Annotated in this window: 12 protein-coding genes, 1 tRNA gene and 2 pseudogenes; 11 read left to right on the forward strand and 4 right to left on the reverse strand. The window is 60.4% G+C overall.

Annotation, left to right across the window (positions count from 1 at the left end):
• The first annotated feature begins 221 nt into the window (after window positions 1-221).
• The 4 genes from dnaG to ACLD1X_RS07330 all read left to right on the forward strand — a co-directional run bounded on the left by dnaG (window position 222) and on the right by ACLD1X_RS07330 (window position 8,065).
• Window positions 222-2,189, forward strand: a complete 1,968-nt coding sequence (gene dnaG, locus ACLD1X_RS07315) for a DNA primase (RefSeq protein WP_008017402.1) — start codon at window positions 222-224, stop codon at window positions 2,187-2,189.
• A gap of 67 nt (window positions 2,190-2,256) precedes the next feature.
• On the forward strand, window positions 2,257-4,104 hold the full coding sequence (gene rpoD / locus ACLD1X_RS07320) for an RNA polymerase sigma factor RpoD (RefSeq protein ID WP_413424149.1): 1,848 nt from the start codon (window positions 2,257-2,259) through the stop codon (window positions 4,102-4,104).
• Window positions 4,105-4,226: 122 nt separating this feature from the next.
• Window positions 4,227-7,973: a bifunctional diguanylate cyclase/phosphodiesterase gene (locus tag ACLD1X_RS07325; protein ID WP_429366747.1), complete on the forward strand. Its 3,747-nt coding sequence runs from the start codon at window positions 4,227-4,229 to the stop codon at window positions 7,971-7,973.
• Between the two features lie 15 nt (window positions 7,974-7,988).
• Window positions 7,989-8,065, forward strand: a tRNA-Ile gene (locus ACLD1X_RS07330).
• Window positions 8,066-8,139: 74 nt separating this feature from the next.
• Here ACLD1X_RS07330 and ACLD1X_RS07335 read toward each other — a convergent pair.
• Window positions 8,140-8,445 carry an XRE family transcriptional regulator gene (locus tag ACLD1X_RS07335; protein WP_008051594.1) on the reverse strand — a complete coding sequence of 102 codons (306 nt, stop codon included), beginning with the start codon at window positions 8,443-8,445 and terminating at the stop codon, window positions 8,140-8,142.
• Window positions 8,438-8,803 (reverse strand): annotated as a pseudogene (locus tag ACLD1X_RS07340) (type II toxin-antitoxin system RelE/ParE family toxin). Before ACLD1X_RS07340 ends, ACLD1X_RS07335 begins: the two are co-directional and overlap by 8 nt.
• 121 nt (window positions 8,804-8,924) lie before the next feature.
• Between ACLD1X_RS07340 and ACLD1X_RS07345 the strand changes: the two are divergent.
• A pseudogene (locus ACLD1X_RS07345) lies at window positions 8,925-9,097 on the forward strand (DUF3077 domain-containing protein); the annotation flags it as partial.
• A gap of 123 nt (window positions 9,098-9,220) precedes the next feature.
• On the opposite strand, the gene ACLD1X_RS07350 reads toward ACLD1X_RS07345, so the two are convergent.
• On the reverse strand, window positions 9,221-9,838 hold the full coding sequence (locus ACLD1X_RS07350) for a peptidase M41 (protein WP_429366748.1): 618 nt from the start codon (window positions 9,836-9,838) through the stop codon (window positions 9,221-9,223).
• A gap of 214 nt (window positions 9,839-10,052) precedes the next feature.
• Window positions 10,053-12,407 (reverse strand): glucose/quinate/shikimate family membrane-bound PQQ-dependent dehydrogenase, encoded by a 2,355-nt coding sequence (locus tag ACLD1X_RS07355; protein ID WP_429366749.1) that lies wholly within the window; start codon window positions 12,405-12,407, stop codon window positions 10,053-10,055.
• Between the two features lie 185 nt (window positions 12,408-12,592).
• Here ACLD1X_RS07355 and ACLD1X_RS07360 point away from each other — a divergent pair, with 185 nt between their 5' ends.
• The 6 genes from ACLD1X_RS07360 to pqqB all read left to right on the forward strand — a co-directional run bounded on the left by ACLD1X_RS07360 (window position 12,593) and on the right by pqqB (window position 19,535).
• Window positions 12,593-13,054 carry an Lrp/AsnC family transcriptional regulator gene (locus tag ACLD1X_RS07360; RefSeq protein ID WP_137805039.1) on the forward strand — a complete coding sequence of 154 codons (462 nt, stop codon included), beginning with the start codon at window positions 12,593-12,595 and terminating at the stop codon, window positions 13,052-13,054.
• Window positions 13,055-13,341: 287 nt separating this feature from the next.
• Window positions 13,342-15,024: a flavin monoamine oxidase family protein gene (locus ACLD1X_RS07365; protein WP_429366750.1), complete on the forward strand. Its 1,683-nt coding sequence runs from the start codon at window positions 13,342-13,344 to the stop codon at window positions 15,022-15,024.
• Window positions 15,025-15,036: 12 nt separating this feature from the next.
• The gene (locus ACLD1X_RS07370) at window positions 15,037-15,831 is read left to right on the forward strand and encodes a carbon-nitrogen hydrolase family protein (protein WP_429366751.1); all 795 of its coding nucleotides are present in this window, start codon (window positions 15,037-15,039) and stop codon (window positions 15,829-15,831) included.
• Between the two features lie 48 nt (window positions 15,832-15,879).
• Entirely contained in the window at window positions 15,880-18,309 is a 2,430-nt protein-coding gene (pqqF, locus tag ACLD1X_RS07375; protein WP_429366752.1) for a pyrroloquinoline quinone biosynthesis protein PqqF, read from the forward strand.
• A gap of 158 nt (window positions 18,310-18,467) precedes the next feature.
• A complete protein-coding gene (gene pqqA / locus ACLD1X_RS07380) occupies window positions 18,468-18,542 on the forward strand; it encodes a pyrroloquinoline quinone precursor peptide PqqA (protein WP_003444522.1) in 75 nt (24 codons plus the stop codon).
• 81 nt (window positions 18,543-18,623) lie between these two features.
• Complete coding sequence (gene pqqB / locus ACLD1X_RS07385) at window positions 18,624-19,535, forward strand: pyrroloquinoline quinone biosynthesis protein PqqB (RefSeq protein WP_429366753.1); 912 nt, start codon at window positions 18,624-18,626, stop codon at window positions 19,533-19,535.
• Window positions 19,536-19,653 lie beyond the last annotated feature (118 nt).

Consider the following 19,653-nt stretch of genomic DNA (forward strand, 5'->3'; position numbering starts at 1 on the left):
TATCCGAGGCCTGTGATTGGCCGCAGCGGATTCAGCGCAACACATTCAAACAGTCGAATACTGATTGGCATTAACGTCAGTGGATTTTCGGCAGATACACTTCCCGACAGCGATTACGCAGACGACACTGGTCGAGCCGCACACTTTGCGCGCCTCAAACAATGACCGCGTTCGATCGCCGCACGCTTCGGACTCCTTTCAGCGCAGATGACGAGAACGCCATGGCCGGGCTAATTCCCCAGAGCTTCATTGACGACCTTCTGAACCGCACCGACATCGTCGATGTGGTCAGCTCGCGCCTGCAACTGAAAAAAGCCGGCAAGAATCACACCGCCTGCTGCCCGTTCCACAAGGAAAAGACTCCGTCGTTCAGCGTCAGCCCCGACAAGCAGTTCTATTACTGCTTCGGCTGCGGCGCTGGCGGCAACGCCCTCGGCTTCATCATGGACCACGACAACCTGGATTTCGTCCAGGCCGTCGAAGAACTGGCCAAAGCCGCCGGCATGGAAATCCCCCGCGAAGAAAGCGGCCGGCCGCACAAACCGCGACAGCCGACCGATTCGCCGCTGTATCCGCTACTCAGCGCCGCTGCCGACTTTTATCGCCAGGCCCTGAAAAGCCATCCATCGCGCAAGGCCGCCGTGGATTACCTGAAAGGTCGCGGGCTGACCGGCGAAATCGCCCGGGACTTCGGCCTCGGCTTTGCCCCGCCTGGCTGGGATAACCTGTTCAAGCACTTGAGCAGCGATACCCTGCAACAAAAAGCCATGATCGATGCCGGCCTGCTGATCGAAAACGCCGAAAGCGGCAAACGCTACGACCGCTTCCGCGACCGCGTCATGTTCCCGATCCGCGACAGTCGCGGGCGCGTCATCGCCTTTGGCGGCCGGGTATTGGGCGACGACAAGCCGAAGTACCTGAACTCCCCGGAAACCCCGGTCTTCCATAAAGGCCAGGAACTCTACGGCCTGTACGAAGCGCGCAAGACCAACCGCAACCTCGACGAAATCATCGTCGTCGAGGGCTACATGGACGTCATTGCCCTGGCCCAGCAAGGCCTGCGCAATGCCGTCGCGACCCTGGGCACCGCCACCAGCGAGGAACACCTCAAGCGGCTGTTTCGCGTCGTGCCCAGCGTATTGTTCTGCTTCGACGGCGACCAGGCCGGTCGCAATGCCGCATGGCGGGCACTGGAGGCGACACTTTCGAGCTTGCAGGACGGTCGTCGTGCACGCTTTCTGTTCCTGCCCGAGGGCGAAGACCCGGATACCCTGGTCCGCTCCGAAGGCACCGACGCCTTTCGCGCACGCATCAACCAGCACGCGCAGCCGCTGGCCGATTACTTCTTCCAGCAACTGACAGAAGAAGCCGACCCGCGCTCGCTTGAGGGCAAGGCCCACATGGCCACCCTCGCCGCGCCGCTGATCGACAAGGTCCCGGGCGCCAACCTGCGCACCTTGATGCGTCAGCGCCTGAGCGAAATCACCGGCCTGAGCGGCGAAGCGGTGAGCCAACTGGCACAAAGCGCTCCGCAAGAAGCACCGCCGGCCTACGACCCGGGCATCGATTACGACGCAATGCCCGATTACAGCGACTATCATCAGCCGCAGGCACAGGAAATGTATGTGCCGCAGCAGGAATGGACGCCTAAGAAGCCCGGTGCAGGAGGCAAGAAATGGGACAAGAAACCGTGGGACAAGAATGGCAAACGGGGCGGTGATCGTGATCAGCCCCGCGCGCCACGGGTGCCCGCCGCCGTAGAACCGCCAACCCTCGCCGCCTTGCGCACGTTGCTGCATCACCCGCAACTGGCGGAAAAAGTCGAGGATGCCGGGCACTTCGCCGCCGAGGACCACACCAACACGCAATTGCTGGTGGCGCTACTCGAAGCCGTGCAGAAGAATCCCAAGCTAAACTCAATTCAGCTGATTGCGCGCTGGCACGGCACAGAACAAGGCCGCTTGCTCAAAGCCCTGGCGGAAAAGGAGTGGCTGATTGATGGAGACAACCTTGAACAACAGTTTTTCGACACCATTACTAGCTTGTCAGCCCGCCAACGCGAGCGAAATCTGGAACAACTTCTTCGAAAAGCACGTCAAAGTGAATTGACCAGCGAAGAGAAAAACCAACTGCGCGACCTCTTGAGTCGCAATGTTTCCGCATCAAACCCGACCTCAACTGGCGCGTGAGGTCATAGCTCAGGTATAATCCTCGGCTTGTTTTTTGCCCGCCAAGACCTTCAGTGGATAGGGTGTTATGTCCGGAAAAGCGCAACAGCAGTCTCGTATCAAAGAGTTGATCACACTTGGTCGTGAGCAGGGCTACCTGACTTACGCGGAGGTCAACGACCACCTGCCGGAGGATATTTCAGATCCGGAACAGGTGGAAGACATCATCCGCATGATCAATGACATGGGGATCAACGTATTCGAGGTTGCGCCAGATAAGGATTCCCTTATGCTGGCCGACGCCGATACCGACGAAGCCGCAGCCGAAGAGGCCGCTGCAGCGTTGGCTGCGGTCGAGACCGACATTGGTCGCACTACTGACCCGGTGCGCATGTACATGCGCGAAATGGGTACGGTGGAGCTCCTCACGCGTGAAGGCGAAATTGAAATCGCCAAGCGTATTGAAGAGGGCATCCGTGAAGTGATGAGCGCTATCGCGCACTTCCCTGGCACGGTTGATCATATTCTCTCCGAGTACACCCGCGTCACCACCGAAGGTGGTCGCCTGTCCGACGTCCTGAGCGGTTATATCGACCCGGACGACGGCATTGCGCCGCCTGCGGCAGAAGTGCCGCCGCCGATTGACGCGAAAGCCGTCAAGGCGGATGACGATTCCGACGACGAAGACGGTGAAGCCTCGGATGACGAGGAAGAAGCCGAAAGCGGTCCGGATCCGATCATCGCCGCCCAGCGTTTTGGCGCCGTGGCCGATCAGATGGAAATCACCCGCAAGGCGCTGAAAAAGCACGGTCGTCACAACAAGGCAGCGATTGCCGAGTTGCTGGCCCTGGCCGACCTGTTCATGCCGATCAAACTGGTGCCGAAGCAATTCGAAGCCCTGGTCGAGCGTGTTCGCAGCGCCCTGGATCGCCTGCGTCAGCAAGAGCGCGCAATCATGCAGCTCTGCGTTCGTGATGCGCGCATGCCGCGTGCAGACTTCCTGCGCCAGTTCCCGGGCAACGAAGTCGACGAAAGCTGGAGCGATGCCCTGGCCAAAGGCAAAGGCAAATACGCTGAAGCCATTGGCCGCCTGCAGCCGGACATCATCCGTTGCCAACAGAAGCTGACCGCGCTGGAAACCGAAACCGGTTTGACCATCGCCGAAATCAAGGACATCAACCGTCGCATGTCGATCGGTGAGGCCAAGGCCCGCCGCGCGAAGAAAGAGATGGTTGAAGCCAACTTGCGTCTGGTGATCTCGATCGCCAAGAAGTACACCAACCGTGGCCTGCAATTCCTCGATCTGATCCAGGAAGGCAACATTGGCTTGATGAAAGCGGTAGACAAGTTCGAATACCGTCGCGGCTACAAATTCTCGACTTATGCCACCTGGTGGATCCGTCAGGCGATCACTCGCTCGATCGCCGACCAGGCCCGCACCATCCGTATTCCGGTGCACATGATCGAGACGATCAACAAGCTCAACCGCATTTCCCGCCAGATGTTGCAGGAAATGGGTCGCGAACCAACCCCGGAAGAGCTGGGCGAACGCATGGAAATGCCTGAGGACAAGATCCGCAAGGTATTGAAGATCGCAAAAGAGCCGATCTCCATGGAAACCCCGATCGGTGATGACGAAGACTCCCATCTGGGTGACTTCATCGAAGACTCGACCATGCAGTCGCCAATCGATGTTGCAACCGTTGAGAGCCTCAAGGAAGCGACTCGCGAAGTGCTGTCCGGCCTCACTGCCCGTGAAGCCAAGGTACTGCGCATGCGTTTCGGTATCGACATGAATACCGACCACACCCTCGAAGAGGTTGGCAAGCAGTTCGACGTGACCCGTGAGCGGATCCGTCAGATTGAAGCCAAGGCGCTGCGCAAGCTGCGCCACCCGACGAGAAGCGAGCATCTGCGCTCCTTCCTCGACGAGTGATCACACAACCCCCGGCCCAGGCCGGGGGTTTTGTTTTGTGCAGATTAAATCCCCCCGCTTCTCCCCTTGCGCCCTGTAGCCCGTCTACACTCGAAGCATTCCCAGAGCCTAACGAGACCGTTATGCCCAGACTGCCGACCGTGCTTTTTTTGCTGTCGCTAATGACCTGGACCGCAACGGCTGGCGCGCTGACTCTTACTGACGATGAACGTAGCTGGCTGGCGGCTCACCCGGACTTGCGCCTGGGTGTCGATGCGTCGTGGCCACCCTTCGAGTTCCGCGACGATGAGGGCCGCTACCAGGGCCTTGCCGCGGATTACATCGAGGTCGTCCGCAAAAGGCTGGCAACCCGACTCACGCCCATCGAGCCGGTGAGCTGGACCGTCGTCCTGGAACAAGCCAAAAAGGGCAAGCTGGACCTGCTGCCCGGCATCATGTCGACCCCGGAACGCCAGAAATACCTGTCGTTCACCCGCCCCTATCTGGATTTTCCGATTGTCATCCTGGCCCATGTCGGGGGGCCCCAGCCACACAACCTGCAAGACCTGTACGGCCTGAAGATCGCCGTGGTGGAAAACTACGCCCCCCACGAGCTGCTGCGCACTCACCACCCCGACCTGAACCTGGTGGCGATGCCCAATGTCAGTTCGGCGTTGCAGGCGCTGGCCACCGACGCAGTGGACGCCGTGGTGGGCGATCTGGCATCCAGCGTCTGGAGCCTGCGCCAGCTCAAGCTCGATGGGCTGTATGTCAGCGGTGAAACCCCCTATCGCTATCAACTGGCCATGGCGGTTCCGCGCGGCAACACAATGCTCATCGGCATTCTCGACAAAGTCCTGGCGGACATGAGCCCCGCCGAAATCAGCGCCATTCAGGAGCACTGGGTCGGCAACGTCCTCGATCATCGAACGTTCTGGAATGACCTGCTGGTGTATGGCCTGCCCGGATTGCTGCTGCTGACCATCGTGCTGGCCTCGGTTATCCGCATCAACCGCCGCCTGAGTTCGGAAATCGCCCGCCGGGTCGATCTTGAACAGGAACTGCGCAGCAGCGAATACCACTACCGAGGCCTGGTGGAGAGCCTGTCGGCCATCGCCTGGGAAGCAAAGGTCACCGACTTCACCTACAGCTATGTATCGCCCCACGCCGAAGACCTGCTTGGTTATCCCCTGTCCCACTGGCTGATTCCAGGCTTCTGGCGCAACATCATTCACCCCGCTGACCTGACCCGCGCCCAGACCTTCTGCGACCACGAAGTGCTGGCCGGGCGCGATCATCGCCTCGACTACCGGGTGATCACCGCCGACGGTCGCTGTCTGTGGGTGCGCGATATCGTCAGCCTGATCGAACACGGGCATGAACCAGTGTTGCGCGGGTTGATGATCGACATCACCGACGCCAAGCGCACCGAAGAAGCGCTGCGCCTGTCGGAACAGAAATTCGCTTCGGTGTTCCAGCAATGCCCCGACATCCTGGTGATCGCGCGCCTGAGCGACGGCTGCCTGCTAGAAGTGAACGAAGCGTTCGAAGAGCAGATCGGCCTCAAAGCCGAAGACGTCATAGGCCTGACCGCTACCGACCTGAACATCTGGGGGATCCCCGGCGTCGGGCCAGGCCTGTTGCAACGCTTGCAGGCCGGCAGCATCCGCAACCTGGAAATGCCCTTTCGTCGCAGCAATGGCCACGTGTTTACCGGCCTGATCTCCGCCGAACCGTTCGACCTCGACATGACACCAGCGCTGGTGGTCGTGGTGCGCGACATCACCCAGCTCAAGGAAACCCAGCAACAACTGCAAACTTCCGAGGAGAAGTTCGCCAAAGCCTTCCATGCCTCCCCCGACGGCTTGCTGCTGTCGCGGCAAAGTGATGGCCTGCTGCTGGAGGTCAACGAAGGTTTCAGCCGCATTACCGGGTTCAACAGCGCAATGTCGGTGGATCGCTCAGCGCTGGACCTCGGTATCTGGGTCAACCTGAATGAACGCAAGCAGATGCTCGACCTGTTGCACCGGGACGGTTTCGTCCGCGACTTCAGCTGCCATATCCGTCGCAGTGACGGGCAGATCCGCCTGTGCGAGGTGTCCAGCCGCCCACTGCCGATTGGCGATGAAGACTGCATGCTGACCATCGCCCGGGACATCACCGAGCGACACCTGATGCAGGAAAAACTGCAACAAGCCGCCACCGTGTTCGAAAGCACCGCCGAAGGCGTATTGATCACCGATACCCAACAGCACATCAGCGCGGTCAACCGTGCGTTTACCGAAATCACCGGCTACAGCGAGAGCGAAGCCCTGGGCCATACGCCACGCCTGCTCGCCTCGGGCCTGCATGACAGCGCATTTTACGCGGCCATGTGGCATCAATTGACTGCCGAGGGTCACTGGCAAGGCGAGATTTCCAACCGACGCAAGAACGGCGAACTCTACCCAAGCTGGCTGACCATCAGTGCCGTACGCAACCGTGACAAATTCATCACCCACTTTGTTGCGGTGTTCGCCGATATTTCCAGCCTAAAACACGCCCAGGCCAAACTCGACTACCAAGCGCATCACGATCCGCTGACCGGCCTGCCCAACCGCACTTTGTTTGAAAGCCGCTTGCTGACAGCGCTCAACAATCAACAGGACAATGGCGGCCAGGGCGCAGTGCTGTTCCTCGACCTCGACCGCTTCAAGCACATCAACGACAGCCTCGGTCACCCGGTCGGCGACCTGTTGCTCAAGGGCATTGCCGTACGCCTCAAGGAGCAGTTGCGTGACATCGACACAGTGGCGCGACTGGGCGGTGACGAGTTCATTATCCTGCTGCCTGGCCTGCAACAACCCAGTGATGCCGAGCACATCGCCACCAAGTTGCTCAATTGTTTCGCCGCGCCGTTCCAGGCTGGCGAACACGAGTTCTTCATCAGCGCCAGCATCGGCACCAGCCTCTATCCGAAGGATGGCTGCGACGTCGCCACGCTGATCAAGAACGCCGACGCCGCGATGTACCGCTCCAAGGCCAAGGGCCGCAACCGTGTCGAAAGCTACACCCGCGACCTCACCGCCCAGGCCAGCGAACGCGTGGCGCTGGAGCACGAACTGCGCCGCGCCATCGAACGCAATGAGTTGCACCTGTGCTACCAGCCGAAAATCAGCCTCGTCGACTACAGCCTGGTCGGCGCCGAAGCCCTGATCCGCTGGCACCATCCAACCTTTGGCGACGTGCCGCGGGAACATTTCATCCCGCTGGCTGAAGAAAACGGCATGATCCTGCAAATCGGCGACTGGGTCCTGGAAACTGCCTGCCGGCAGATGGCCGAATGGCACCGGCTGTACGAAAGCCCCGGCCCGCTCTCGGTCAACCTCGCCGGCGCCCAGTTGCGCCAACCCAACCTGCTGGGCCGAATCGAACAGTTGCTCAAGGACAACCGCCTCAACCCGGGTTTCCTGCAACTGGAAATCACCGAAAACTTCATCATGAGCCAGGCCGAAGAAGCGCTGGCGGTGCTGCATCAACTCAAACATCTGGGGGTGCAACTGGCCATCGACGACTTCGGCACCGGTTACTCGTCCTTGAGTTACCTCAAGCGACTGCCGCTGGACATTCTAAAGATCGACCAATCCTTCGTCCGCGGCCTGCCGGACGACCCCCACGATGCGGCGATCGTACGCGCCATCATCGCGCTCGGACGCAGCATGCAATTCACCGTGATTGCCGAAGGCGTCGAGACCCAGGCGCAGCAGCAATTCCTGGCCTATGAGGGTTGCGAACAAATCCAGGGCTACATCGTCAGCGTGCCACTCCCCCCGGACGAATTTGCCGCGACGTTTCTTCGTACAACCGTAATGGCTTTTTCGGATGGCACAGCCGCGAAACCGTCGTTATAATCCGCGACCTACTGAGGGCCTATAGCTCAGTTGGTTAGAGCAGAGGACTCATAATCCTTTGGTCCACGGTTCAAGTCCGTGTGGGCCCACCAAACAAGAAAGCCGCGCAATGCGCGGCTTTTGCGTGTCTGAATGGCCCGAAACAGTAGAGCCATTTTTTAATCGTTCAGTTGGCAAAATTTTCGATCTTTACCTGACCCTCGGGGAAAGTGGCAATGATTTCCAACTCGCCCCCCATGGCGCGGATGTAGTTGCGCAAAGTACTGATGTACATGTCCGTTCGCCGCTCCATTTTGGAGATCGCAGCCTGGTTGACATGCAGTGTCCTGGCCAATGTGTCCTGACTCAACGCTTGCGCCTGGCGCAACTCGTGCAACGGCATTTGTGCTCGTAGCTTCTGATGCAAGGCCTCGACACGCGCCTGAGACTCTGGAGAGCGACGCGCCACCAGATCAGCAAATTTTTTAGCCATTGTCATAGCCCTCTTTCTTCAAAGTTTCCAAGTGCTCGTCGTAGAGGCGTTCGGCCAGTGGCACGTGTTCCGCATACCAACGCTCCTGACCGGTTTTATCACCGCCAATCAGCAGAATCGCACTGCGCCGTGGATCAAACGCGTACAGCACACGGTAAGGCCTGCCAGCGTGCTGCACCCTTTACTCACGAAGGTTGCCATGCCGTGAACCCTTGATATCGCTGGTATGTGGAAAACCCAAATGTGGACCATCCTCCCCCAGCAACATCACCGTAGCCTGAACCGAGTCCTGTTCGGCGTCGTTCAGACGATCCCACCAGGCCTCAAATTCATCCGTGTATTCGACGTCCCATTTCATACAAATATGCCACCAAAAGAATATAACCTCAAAGGAATAAATGTATGAGCTTCAGAGGTACCCAGCCACCCTGGTTCCTCTGTCAATTGTTAACGTTGGTTACTGGCAGAGGGTTTGCCGTCTCGCCAAATCCCTGACCGTCGATGCCGCTGCACTCAAGACTCCGACCGCCATGCCTGGGTTGCGCATTACCCGACGACGATGAGCAAAGCGGTGATTGATGATGTGGTGAAGGTGCTGACGAGGCGGCCAGCTGGAGCGAAAGAGGAAGCAGTCCAACCGAACAACACTTAATCACAGCAGCGTTGCCAATGAAGGAACCTGTAGGAGCGAGCTTGCTCGCGAATAATCCAGGAGCGCCGTTGAGCATCTGGCTTTACGCGTGATCGTTCACGACCTTCGCGAGCGAGCTCGCTCCTACAGGGGGTTCAATCGTTCAAGCATTTCACGCGTCAATACGATCTCATAGGTGTCCGCCGGTCGGCCCCACTGCTCCACGAGGACCATGCGGTCTACCAGCGTCTCTCCAAGCTCGGTAATCGTCTCGGCCAATGCCTCGACGATTTCTTGAGTCTGGGCCCACAGCCGATCGGTCATCTCCTTAAGCTGCGCCGCTATGCGCTCACCCGACGCTGGATCGGTATCGGGATACACAATATTGCGCAGCAGATGCTGAAGCTCCCTGATTTTTGCGTAGTCCTGCTCCGCCCCCTGTTCGCCTTTGAGGATGGCTGTGGCTTTCGGCTTATCGACGCGTTTGGCAGCCGAAGGTTTTGAAGGCAGTGTCTGCGCCATGGCGCCAGCCAGGAGCACCATCATCCGGGCTTCCAGATGCTCCTTCATGGCGTCGATCGACGAAATCGGGCGCACCAGCGTAATGCAGGCTCCACCTTGATGCCGCAAATCCATGGTCACCGTCAGGGTCACGCCGCCCGTGGCAAAGCCCAGGGCGTGGGCCACGACGTAGTGGCCCATTTCGTGATGGGCGATCTGCAGGGCGCGGTCCCGTACAGCGGCAGGTAGCTTCGTTGTCATGTCCTTCGCCTCGCACCTCGACTGCCTCAATCCTAGCCGATGCCTTACAAAAAGCCGCGCAACGGCGTAAGGCTGATCAGTCAAGGCATCAGGCAGCCTCTGTAGGAGCGAGCTCGCTCGCGATGAACTCAAGTACGACGCGTTTACTCAGCAAGTACGCATTATCGTTCACGTCCATCGCGAGCAAGCTCGCTCCTACAGCAGTCGCAGAGTCTTAATCAGGCAAAGCGTAGGCAATCACATAGTCCCCACGATCCGTCGACTGACGCGCACCGCCCACCGTCAGCAGGATGTACTGCTTGCCGGTTTTCGGCGAAACGTAAGTCATCGGCCCGGACTGACTGCCCACCGGCAAGCGCGACTTCCAGATTTCGTTGCCGTTGCCGGTATCGAAGGCGCGCAGGTAGAAGTCCTGGGTGCCGGCGAAGAACAGCAGGCCCGACTGGGTGGCGAGTGATGCGCCGAGGGTCGGCATGCCGATCGGGATCGGCAGGTGCATACGGATACCCAGCGGGCCGGTGTCCTGCACGGTGCCGACCGGGACTTGCCACATCAGTTTGTGGGTCTTGAGGTCGATGGCGGACATGGTGCCGAACGGTGGTTTCTGGCACGGAATGCCGACCGCCGAGAGGAAACGCTCGCGCATGGCGCCGAACGGTGTGCCTTCCTGCGGTACCACGCCCATTTCGATGCCGCTGGCCCCGGCGCCGATCTTCTCGCGCGGGATCATGTAGTTGGCCAGGCCCAGGCGCATGTCGTTGACGAACATGTAGTTCGTGTTCGGATCGACCGAGACGCTGCCCCAGTTCATGCCGCCCAGCGAGCCCGGGAATTGCAGGGCGCGGTCCATGCCCGGCGGGGTGTAGACACCCTCGTGGCGCATGCCCTTGAACTGGATGCGGCACATCAACTGGTCGAACGGCGTGGCGCCCCACATGTCGGATTCAGTCAGGGTCTTGTTGCCGATTGACGGCATCTCGACCGAAAACGGCTGGGTGGGCGAATAGCGTTCGCCGGGAACCTTGCCTTGGGGCACCGGGCGTTCCTCGACGCGGGCAATCGGCACGCCGGTCTCGCGGTTGAGCAGGAAGATCTCGCCCTGCTTGGTGACTTGCGCCAACGCTGGCTGGGTGCCGCCCTTGTCGTCCGGCACGTCGTACAGCAGCGGTTGCGCCGGCAGGTCGAAGTCCCACAGGTCGTGGTGGGTAGTCTGGAAGTGCCAGCGTACCTGGCCGGTTTTGACGTCGATGGCGACGATGGACGAGTTCCACTTGTCGTCGAATTCGGTACGTTGGCCGCCGAAGAAGTCTGGCGTCGCGTTGCCGGTCGGCAGGTAGACCAGACCGAGTCTGGCGTCGTAGGACATGGCCGACCAGACGTTCGGCGTGCCACGGGTGTAGGTCCCACCAGCCGGCGGACGCTTGGTGGTGTTCGGATTGCCCGGATCCCATGCCCATACCAGCTCACCGCTGCGCACGTCGTAGGCACGAACCACGCCCGGCGGCTCGCCAGTGGAGTAGTTGTCGGCCACGCGGCCACCGACGATCACCACGTCCCCTGCGACCAATGGGGTCGAGGTCTGCTGGTAGTAACCGGGCTTCACCTCGCCCATGTCGGTAGTCAGGTTGACGGTGCCTTTATTGCCGAACTCTTCGCAAGGCTTGCCGGTGTCGGCATTGATGGCGATCAGGCGCGCATCGCCGGTCGGCAGAAACAGACGTTTCGTACAGGCAGCTGGCTGATTGTCCGAAGAAGCCGGGGTTTCGGAGTAGCCCAGGCCACGGCAACGCTGCCAGTTGGGCGCGGTGCCTTGCGGGTCGAACTTCCAGCGCTGGGCGCCGGTGTCGGCATCCAGGGCGAAGACTTTGCCGTAGGCGGTGCAGGTGTAGACCGTGTCACCGATTTGCAGCGGGGTGTTCTGGTCTTCGGCACCGGCGCCGGTGCTTTGCGGGATGTCACCGGTACGGAAGGTCCAGGCGACCTGTAACTTGTCGATGTTGCCTTTGTTGATCTGGTCCAGCGCGGCAAAGCGATTGCCGGCGGTGGTGTTGCCCCAGTGAGCCCAGTCTTTCTGCTCGGTGCCCGGCGCGACCGGCGTTACCGCAGGCTCAACGGCGGCCTTGACCACGTGGGTCGGGACGAACATGTAGGCCATGGTCGCAACGACGCCCACGCCCAGAATGCTGGCCAGGCCGTAAGCACCACGCCCACCGGTCGCGCCCGAAGCGCGGACCAGGGTCGGATAGATCAGCGCCACAACCAGACCGATCACAGCGAACGTCAGTACCCGCGAGACCAGCGGCCAGTACTCGAGACCGGCATCCCATACCGCCCAGATCGCCGTGAGGATCAGCGCCCCACCATACAGCCATGCACCGAGCGGCTTGCGCCGGGCAATCATCAATCCGGACACCAGCATTGCCAGGCCCATCAGCAGGAAATACCAGCTGCCGCCGAGCGCGATCAGATAACCACCGCCACCGGCCAGGCCGAGCCCGATCAGTGCAATCAGCACACCCAGCCCAGCCAGCAACCATTTGCTGCCGGCGGCAGCCCCAGAATTGTTCATGTCGGAAATTTTCCCCATTTGTGACAAGGGCGGAATAATGTACTAACCAGTTACTTATGGCAATTTGTCGCAGGCAGAAATGGCATGAACGGTACTCAGACTAGATCCGGGATCCGTCGCGAGCGTCGTACAGAATCTGCCTGTAACATGCTTGCGCACTGATTCATGCCGCTGGAGATAAGCCTTTGCCTGACACTCGCCCACCTGTTCTCGATGAAATCGACCGCCAGTTGATTGCCGCCCTGCAGATCAACGCCCGCGAGAGCGTGGCCATGCTTGCCCGGCATCTGGGCATCGCTCGCACCACGGTCACTTCGCGCCTGGCTCGGCTGGAAAAGGCCAAAGTGATCACCGGTTACGGCGTGCGCCTCGGGCAGCGAGTGGTGGATGGCGGGTTGCAGGCGTATGTCGGGATCACTGTGCAACCGCGTTCCGGCAAGGAGGTGTTGCGACGCCTGAGCGCGATGGCGCAGGTGCAGCAGCTGTGTGCGGTAAGTGGCGAATTTGATTATGTGGCGTGGTTGCGCACTGATTCGCCGGAACAGCTGGATCAGTTGCTGGATCAGATTGGCAGTGTGGATGGGGTGGAGAAGACCACGACTTCGATCATCTTGAGCAGCAAGATTGATCGGGGGCAGCCGGTTTGAGTTTTTTCCGGTGGTTTTGGGTGTCTGACAGGCCTGCAAAGACCTGTAGGAGCTGGCTTGCCAGCGAAGGCGTCCGGACCATCAACACAAAATTCAACGGCCTCTTCGCTGGCAAGCCAGCTCCTACAGTGGGCAGTGTGCGCAATTTTATCGTCATAATGACCGTGAAAATGGCAAAACGACGACACTTTGCGTCTTATTAACGTGCTCTGTGCTCTCTAGAATGGCTGGCATCTTTTCCTATACTCAGATGCGCATTCCGCGTCGGGTCGCCAGTAAGGTCAGCCATGAACAAGAACAATCGCCATCCTGCAGACGGTAAAAAACCAGTCACCATTTTCGGCCCGGACTTTCCCTTCGCCTTCGACGACTGGATCGAGCACCCGGCGGGCCTGGGCAGCATTCCCGAGCACAATCACGGCGCCGAGGTGGCGATTGTCGGCGGCGGGATCGCCGGCCTGGTGGCGGCATATGAGCTGATGAAGCTGGGTTTGAAACCGGTCGTCTACGAAGCTTCGAAAATGGGTGGCCGTCTGCGCTCACAGGCGTTCAACGGTGCCGAAGGCATTGTTGCCGAACTGGGCGGGATGCGCTTCCCGGTGTCGTCCACCGCGTTCTATCACTATGTGGACAAGCTCGGCCTGGAAACCAAACCGTTTCCCAACCCGCTGACGCCCGCGTCGGGCAGCACAGTGATCGACCTTGAAGGCCAGACCCATTACGCACAGAAGCTGTCGGATCTTCCTGCGCTGTTCCAGGAAGTGGCTGACGCCTGGGCCGATGCCCTTGAGGCCGGCTCGCAGTTCTCGGATATCCAGCAAGCCATTCGCAACCGCGACGTGCCGCGCCTCAAAGAACTGTGGAACACCCTGGTGCCGCTGTGGGACGACCGCACCTTCTACGATTTCGTCGCCACCTCCAAGGCGTTCGCAAAGCTCTCGTTCCATCACCGCGAAGTGTTTGGCCAGGTCGGTTTCGGCACCGGCGGCTGGGACTCGGACTTCCCCAACTCGATGCTGGAAATCTTCCGCGTCGTGATGACCAACTGCGACGATCATCAGCACCTGGTGGTCGGCGGCGTGGAGCAGGTGCCGCAGGGCATCTGGCGTCATGTACCGGAGCGTTGCGTGCACTGGCCAGAGGGCACCAGCCTCAGCTCCCTGCACCACGGTGCACCGCGTACTGGCGTGAAGAAGATTGCCCACGCGCCAGGTGGCCGTTTCGCCGTCACCGACAACTGGGGCGACACTCGCGAATACGCCGCGGTGCTGACCACCTGCCAAAGCTGGCTGCTGACCACCCAGATCGAATGCGACGAAACCCTGTTCTCGCAAAAGATGTGGATGGCCCTGGACCGCACCCGCTACATGCAATCGTCGAAGACCTTCGTAATGGTCGACCGGCCGTTCTGGAAGGACAAGGATCCGGAAACCGGTCGCGACCTGATGAGCATGACCCTCACCGATCGCCTGACCCGTGGCACCTACCTGTTCGACAACGGCGACGACAAGCCGGGGGTGATCTGCCTGTCCTACTCGTGGATGAGCGACGCGCTGAAAATGCTCCCGCACCCGGTGGAAAAACGCGTGAAATTGGCGTTGGATGCACTGAAGAAGATCTACCCGAAAGTCGATATCGCCGCGCGGATCATCGGCGATCCGATTACCGTGTCCTGGGAAGCCGACCCGCATTTCCTCGGTGCATTCAAAGGCGCCCTGCCCGGCCATTACCGCTACAACCAGCGCATGTACGCGCACTTCATGCAGGACGACATGCCGCCCGAGCAGCGCGGGATCTTCATTGCCGGTGACGACGTTTCGTGGACGCCGGCCTGGGTAGAAGGCGCGGTGCAGACGTCGCTCAACGCGGTGTGGGGCATCATGAAACACTTCGGCGGTGCAACTCACGCCGAGAATCCGGGTCCAGGAGATGTATTCAACGAGATCGGTCCGATCGCCCTGCCCGAGTAAGAGGAATCTGAAATGCGCGTAGCCCTTTACCAATGTCCGCCGCTGCCCCTGGATGTCGCCGGCAACCTGCAACGCATGCAGCAGCTTGCGCAGGAAGCCAAAGGTGCGGATCTGCTGGTGCTGCCGGAGATGTTCCTGACCGGCTACAACATCGGCGTCGATGCCGTCAGCGTGTTGGCAGAGGTGTACAACGGTGAGTCGGCGCAGCAGATCGCGCGCATTGCCAAGTCGGCCGGGATCGCCATCTTGTATGGCTACCCGGAGCGCACCGCCGACGGGCAGATCTACAACGCCGTGCAACTGATCGACGCCCATGGCGAGCGCGTGTGCAACTACCGCAAGACACACTTGTTCGGCGATCTCGATCACTCGATGTTCAGCGCAGGTTCCGACGAGTTCCCCATCGTTGAACTCAACGGCTGGAAGCTCGGTTTCCTGATCTGCTACGACCTGGAGTTTCCGGAAAATGCCCGGCGCCTGGCCCTGGCCGGTGCCGAGCTGATCCTGGTGCCGACCGCGAACATGATTCCGTTCGATTTCGTTGCCGATGTCACCGTGCGCTCCCGCGCCTTCGAAAACCAATGCTATGTGGCTTACGCCAACTACTGCGGCCATGAAGGCGACATCCACTACTGCGGCCAGAGCAGCATCGCCGCGCCGGATGGCAGCCGAATCGCTCAGGCAGGCCTTGATGAAGCATTGATTGTCGGTGAACTGGATCGTCAGCTGATGCTCGACTCCCGTGCCGCCAATCGCTACCTGATCGATCGTCGTCCCGAGCTTTACGGCGACTTGAGCAAGCGCTGAGCCACTCTAATCCGCTAGCATTGGCACTTCACTGTTCTGGAAGTGCCCATGCCCGCGCTGAATCACCCTCGCCCCTCTACTGAAACCCTGGCCAACGGCCTGCGGGTGACGCTGCGTCATGCCCCGAACCTGAAGCGCTGCGCGGCAGCGTTGCGCGTCGCTGCGGGCAGCCATGATGTGCCGCTGGCGTGGCCCGGCCTTGCGCATTTTCTTGAGCATCTGCTGTTTCTGGGGACTGAGCGCTTTCCCGCGGGGCAAGGGTTGATGGCCTACGTCCAGCGTCATGGCGGGCAAGTGAATGCGCGGACCAGCGAACGCACCACGGATTACTTTTTCGAACTGCCACCCCAAGCGTTTGCCGGTGGGCTGGAGCGTCTGTCAGACATGCTCGCCCATCCGCGCATGAATCCGGACGACCAGCAGCGAGAACGGGAAGTGTTGCAGGCGGAATTTGTCGCCTGGTCGCAGGATGCCGCAGCACAGCAACAGTTTTCTTTGTTCAGCGGGCTTGGCCAGGCTCATCCATTGCGGGGTTTTCATGCCGGCAATCGTGACAGTCTGCCGCTGCAGCAACCCGAGTTTCAGCAGGCGTTGCAGGACTTTTATCAACGGTTTTACCAGACCGGACAAATGACCTTGAGCCTGGTCGGGCCGCAGAGCCTCGATGAGTTGAAGGCGATGGCCGAAGTCTTTGGCAGCATCATTGCCAAAGGCGAAACAGTCACTCAGCAGCCCCCGGTGCCACTGATGAACGCATCGGCCAACAGTTATCAACAGGCTGGCGAGCGACGCCTGGACCTGCTGTTTGCCCTTGAAGCACTACCCGAATTCTCTGCCCAAGCGCTGGCGTTCCTGTGCCACTGGCTGAACATGGCAAAACCCGGCGGCTTGCTGGCGGACCTGCGCGAACGCGGGCTGGCCGATCAGCTGAAGGCCCAGCCGCTGTACCAGTTCGCCGGTCAAGCCTTGCTGCATCTCGAATTCACCCTGCCCGCTGCGTCCCCGGCAACCGGTATCCGCGAACGCCTGATGGACTGGCTTGGCTTCTTTGCCGAACAAGACTGGCGCCCATTGCGCGAAGAGTACGCCACCCTGCTCCAGCGCCAGCAGCAAGTCAGCAGCGCCTTGCAACTGGCCCGACTGGACTGCGAACAACGTGAAGTCGGGCTGTCCGAGTCGGGGGTTAGCGCCCTCAAACGGATCCTCAAACAGCTCGGCGCTGTGGATAACTTCAGCGGCCCATGGCAATTGCCGACACCCAACCCGTTCTTACGCACCGAAACACCGGCACCCAATGCCGGATTGATTCGCGGCCAGACCAGCGCCCACCGCGGCCTGCGCACGTTTGCCCAGGACCGTTCGCGCAGCCGCCGTGAACGTTCGCCGATGCAATTCAGCCAGGCATGGCCGGACAACGCCGTTGAAGGCGCGATTTATCTGCGCTGGCGTCTGGGCTCGACTCCCGACAGCCACCTTCAATCACGGCTGGAAAACCTCCTGCAACCGTTGCGCGAAGACGCGCGTCAGGCCGGTGTGGATTTTGCCTTCAGCGCGTCGGGCAACGAATGGCTGCTGCAACTGAACGGGCTTCAGGAGCCGATGCCCAGCGTCCTCGAACATGCGCTGAAAGTACTGACACAACCTGATGCCGCTGTCCCACAGGTCGAATCGACGAGCGTGGCGCTCATACCGATTCGGCAGCTGCTCAAGGCATTGCCCGATCGCTGCGTTGAGCGCACCGCAAACTCGGATGACCTGCAGCAACTCTGGTCGAGTGCGCGATGGGATGGGCTCGCCATCGGCTTATCGGCTCAGACTCAAGCGGCCATGGGTCTGGCCCTGAGCCGCATACCTGGCACGCCGGACAATCAACTGACGCCACCCGCTTCGATCCATTCACAACGTCTGTGGAGCCAGATCGATACCGCCTCCAGCGAGCACGCGCTGCTGCTGTTCTGTCCGACAGCCACCCAGGCGATAGCCGACGAAGCCGCGTGGCGCTTGCTCGCTCACCTCTCCCAAACGCCGTTCTACCAGCGCCTGCGAGTGGAGTTGCAACTCGGTTATGCGGTGTTCAGCGCCCTGCGGCAGATTCACGGGCAAACCGGGCTGCTGTTCGGTGTGCAATCGCCAAGCGTTGTGCCGGTGGAGCTGCTGCAACACATCGAGCAATTCCTGAATCGATTGCCGGAGCTGATCCAGGCGCTCGACGACAGCACCTTCAGCGCTCAACGCCAGGCTCTGGCGGATCAATTTTCCAGCGCCGCACTCACCACCGCTCAAGCGGCCGAATTGCTCTGGCAGGGCAAGCTGGCCGGCCGCCCGTCGGAATATCTGACGCAATTACCCCAGGCCATTGTGCACGTTGACCGGGCCGCACTTCTGGCTGCAATTCGACGCCTGAATCAGGCCGAGGGCGGCTGGCGTTGCCTGGCCAGCGCCGCCAGCCCGGGTGATCCATGGCAAGCGGCAAAATGATCATTACCGGGGCTGCAAGGAGCTTTCTCAAAGTTTCACGGGCAATTTCTTTGAAATTTTGAGTAACATAGCAACCTAACTATCTGGAACATCTCTGAACTGAGGTGGACTATACCTATAGATAGCGCTGTCCCACCCTACCTGAAGGAGTTCGATTTATGGCCTGGACCAAACCTGCTTACACCGACCTGCGTATCGGCTTTGAAGTCACCATGTACTTCGCAAGCCGCTAATCTCTGCCTTGGCAGATGTGCAGCACAACGCCTCGCTTATCCGAGGCGTTTTATTTTCAGCGTTGAAATGATGGAGCGCTCATGTTTGTCCAGATTCTAGGTTCCGCCGCCGGCGGCGGCTTCCCCCAGTGGAACTGCAACTGCGTGAACTGCGCAGGCTTTCGCGACGGCAGCCTGCGGGCCAGCGCGCGGACGCAATCATCCATCGCGATTTCCGATGACGGCGTGAACTGGGTGCTGTGCAACACCTCGCCGGACATCCGCGCCCAACTCCAGGGCTTCGCCCCGATGCAGCCGGGCCGGGCCCTGCGCGATACCGGGATCGGCGCGATCATCCTGATGGACAGCCAGATCGACCACACCACCGGCCTGCTCATGTTGCGTGAAGGCTGCCCGCATCAGGTCTGGTGCACCGACATGGTCCACGAAGACCTGAGCAGCGGCTTTCCGCTGTTCACCATGCTGACGCACTGGAACGGCGGGCTGAACTGGAACCGCATCGAACTCGATCAAAGCTTCACCGTCCCCGCCTGCCCGAACCTGCGTTTCACCCCGCTGCCGTTGCGCAGCGCCGCGCCACCGTATTCGCCACACCGCTTCGACCCCCATCCGGGCGACAACATCGGCCTGATCGTCGAAGACCGGGGTACCGGCGGCAAGCTGTTCTATGCGCCGGGGCTGGGCAAGGTCGATGCGCCACTGCTGGAGATCATGGCCGGCAGCGATTGCCTGCTGGTCGATGGCACCTTGTGGGATGACGATGAAATGCAGCGGCGTGGCGTCGGCACCCGCACCGGGCGGGAGATGGGCCACCTGGCGCAAAACGGCCCCGGCGGCATGCTCGAAGTGCTGGAGCAACTGCCCGAACAGCGCAAGGTGCTTATCCACATCAACAACACCAACCCGATTCTCGATGAGGATTCGCCGCAGCGCGCGGAGCTGGAGCGGCGCCAGGTTGAAGTGGCGTATGACGGCATGAGTATCGTGCTGTAGCGGAGGGCCCCTTCGCGAGCAAGCCCGCTCCCACATTGGGTCTATGGCGTACACAAAACCCTGTGGGAGCGGGCTTGCTCGCGAAAGCGTCCGCCCAGACACCAAAGAACCCACCGGA

It is taken from the genome of Pseudomonas sp. 18173 (assembly GCF_050432945.1).
Lineage (GTDB): Bacteria > Pseudomonadota > Gammaproteobacteria > Pseudomonadales > Pseudomonadaceae > Aquipseudomonas.

Excerpts from the sequence above, each read along its gene's own strand:
- ACLD1X_RS07355 (WP_429366749.1), bottom strand. The coding sequence starts at position 12,407 with ATGAACAATTCTGGGGCTGCCGCCGGCAGCAAATGGTTGCTGGCTGGG.
- ACLD1X_RS07325 (WP_429366747.1), top strand. The coding sequence starts at position 4,227 with ATGCCCAGACTGCCGACCGTGCTTTTTTTGCTGTCGCTAATGACCTGG.
- ACLD1X_RS07370 (WP_429366751.1), top strand. The coding sequence starts at position 15,037 with ATGCGCGTAGCCCTTTACCAATGTCCGCCGCTGCCCCTGGATGTCGCC.
- ACLD1X_RS07350 (WP_429366748.1), bottom strand. The coding sequence starts at position 9,838 with ATGACAACGAAGCTACCTGCCGCTGTACGGGACCGCGCCCTGCAGATC.
- pqqF (WP_429366752.1), top strand. The coding sequence starts at position 15,880 with ATGCCCGCGCTGAATCACCCTCGCCCCTCTACTGAAACCCTGGCCAAC.
- pqqB (WP_429366753.1), top strand. The coding sequence starts at position 18,624 with ATGTTTGTCCAGATTCTAGGTTCCGCCGCCGGCGGCGGCTTCCCCCAG.
- ACLD1X_RS07335 (WP_008051594.1), bottom strand. The coding sequence starts at position 8,445 with ATGGCTAAAAAATTTGCTGATCTGGTGGCGCGTCGCTCTCCAGAGTCT.
- ACLD1X_RS07365 (WP_429366750.1), top strand. The coding sequence starts at position 13,342 with ATGAACAAGAACAATCGCCATCCTGCAGACGGTAAAAAACCAGTCACC.
- dnaG (WP_008017402.1), top strand. The coding sequence starts at position 222 with ATGGCCGGGCTAATTCCCCAGAGCTTCATTGACGACCTTCTGAACCGC.
- rpoD (WP_413424149.1), top strand. The coding sequence starts at position 2,257 with ATGTCCGGAAAAGCGCAACAGCAGTCTCGTATCAAAGAGTTGATCACA.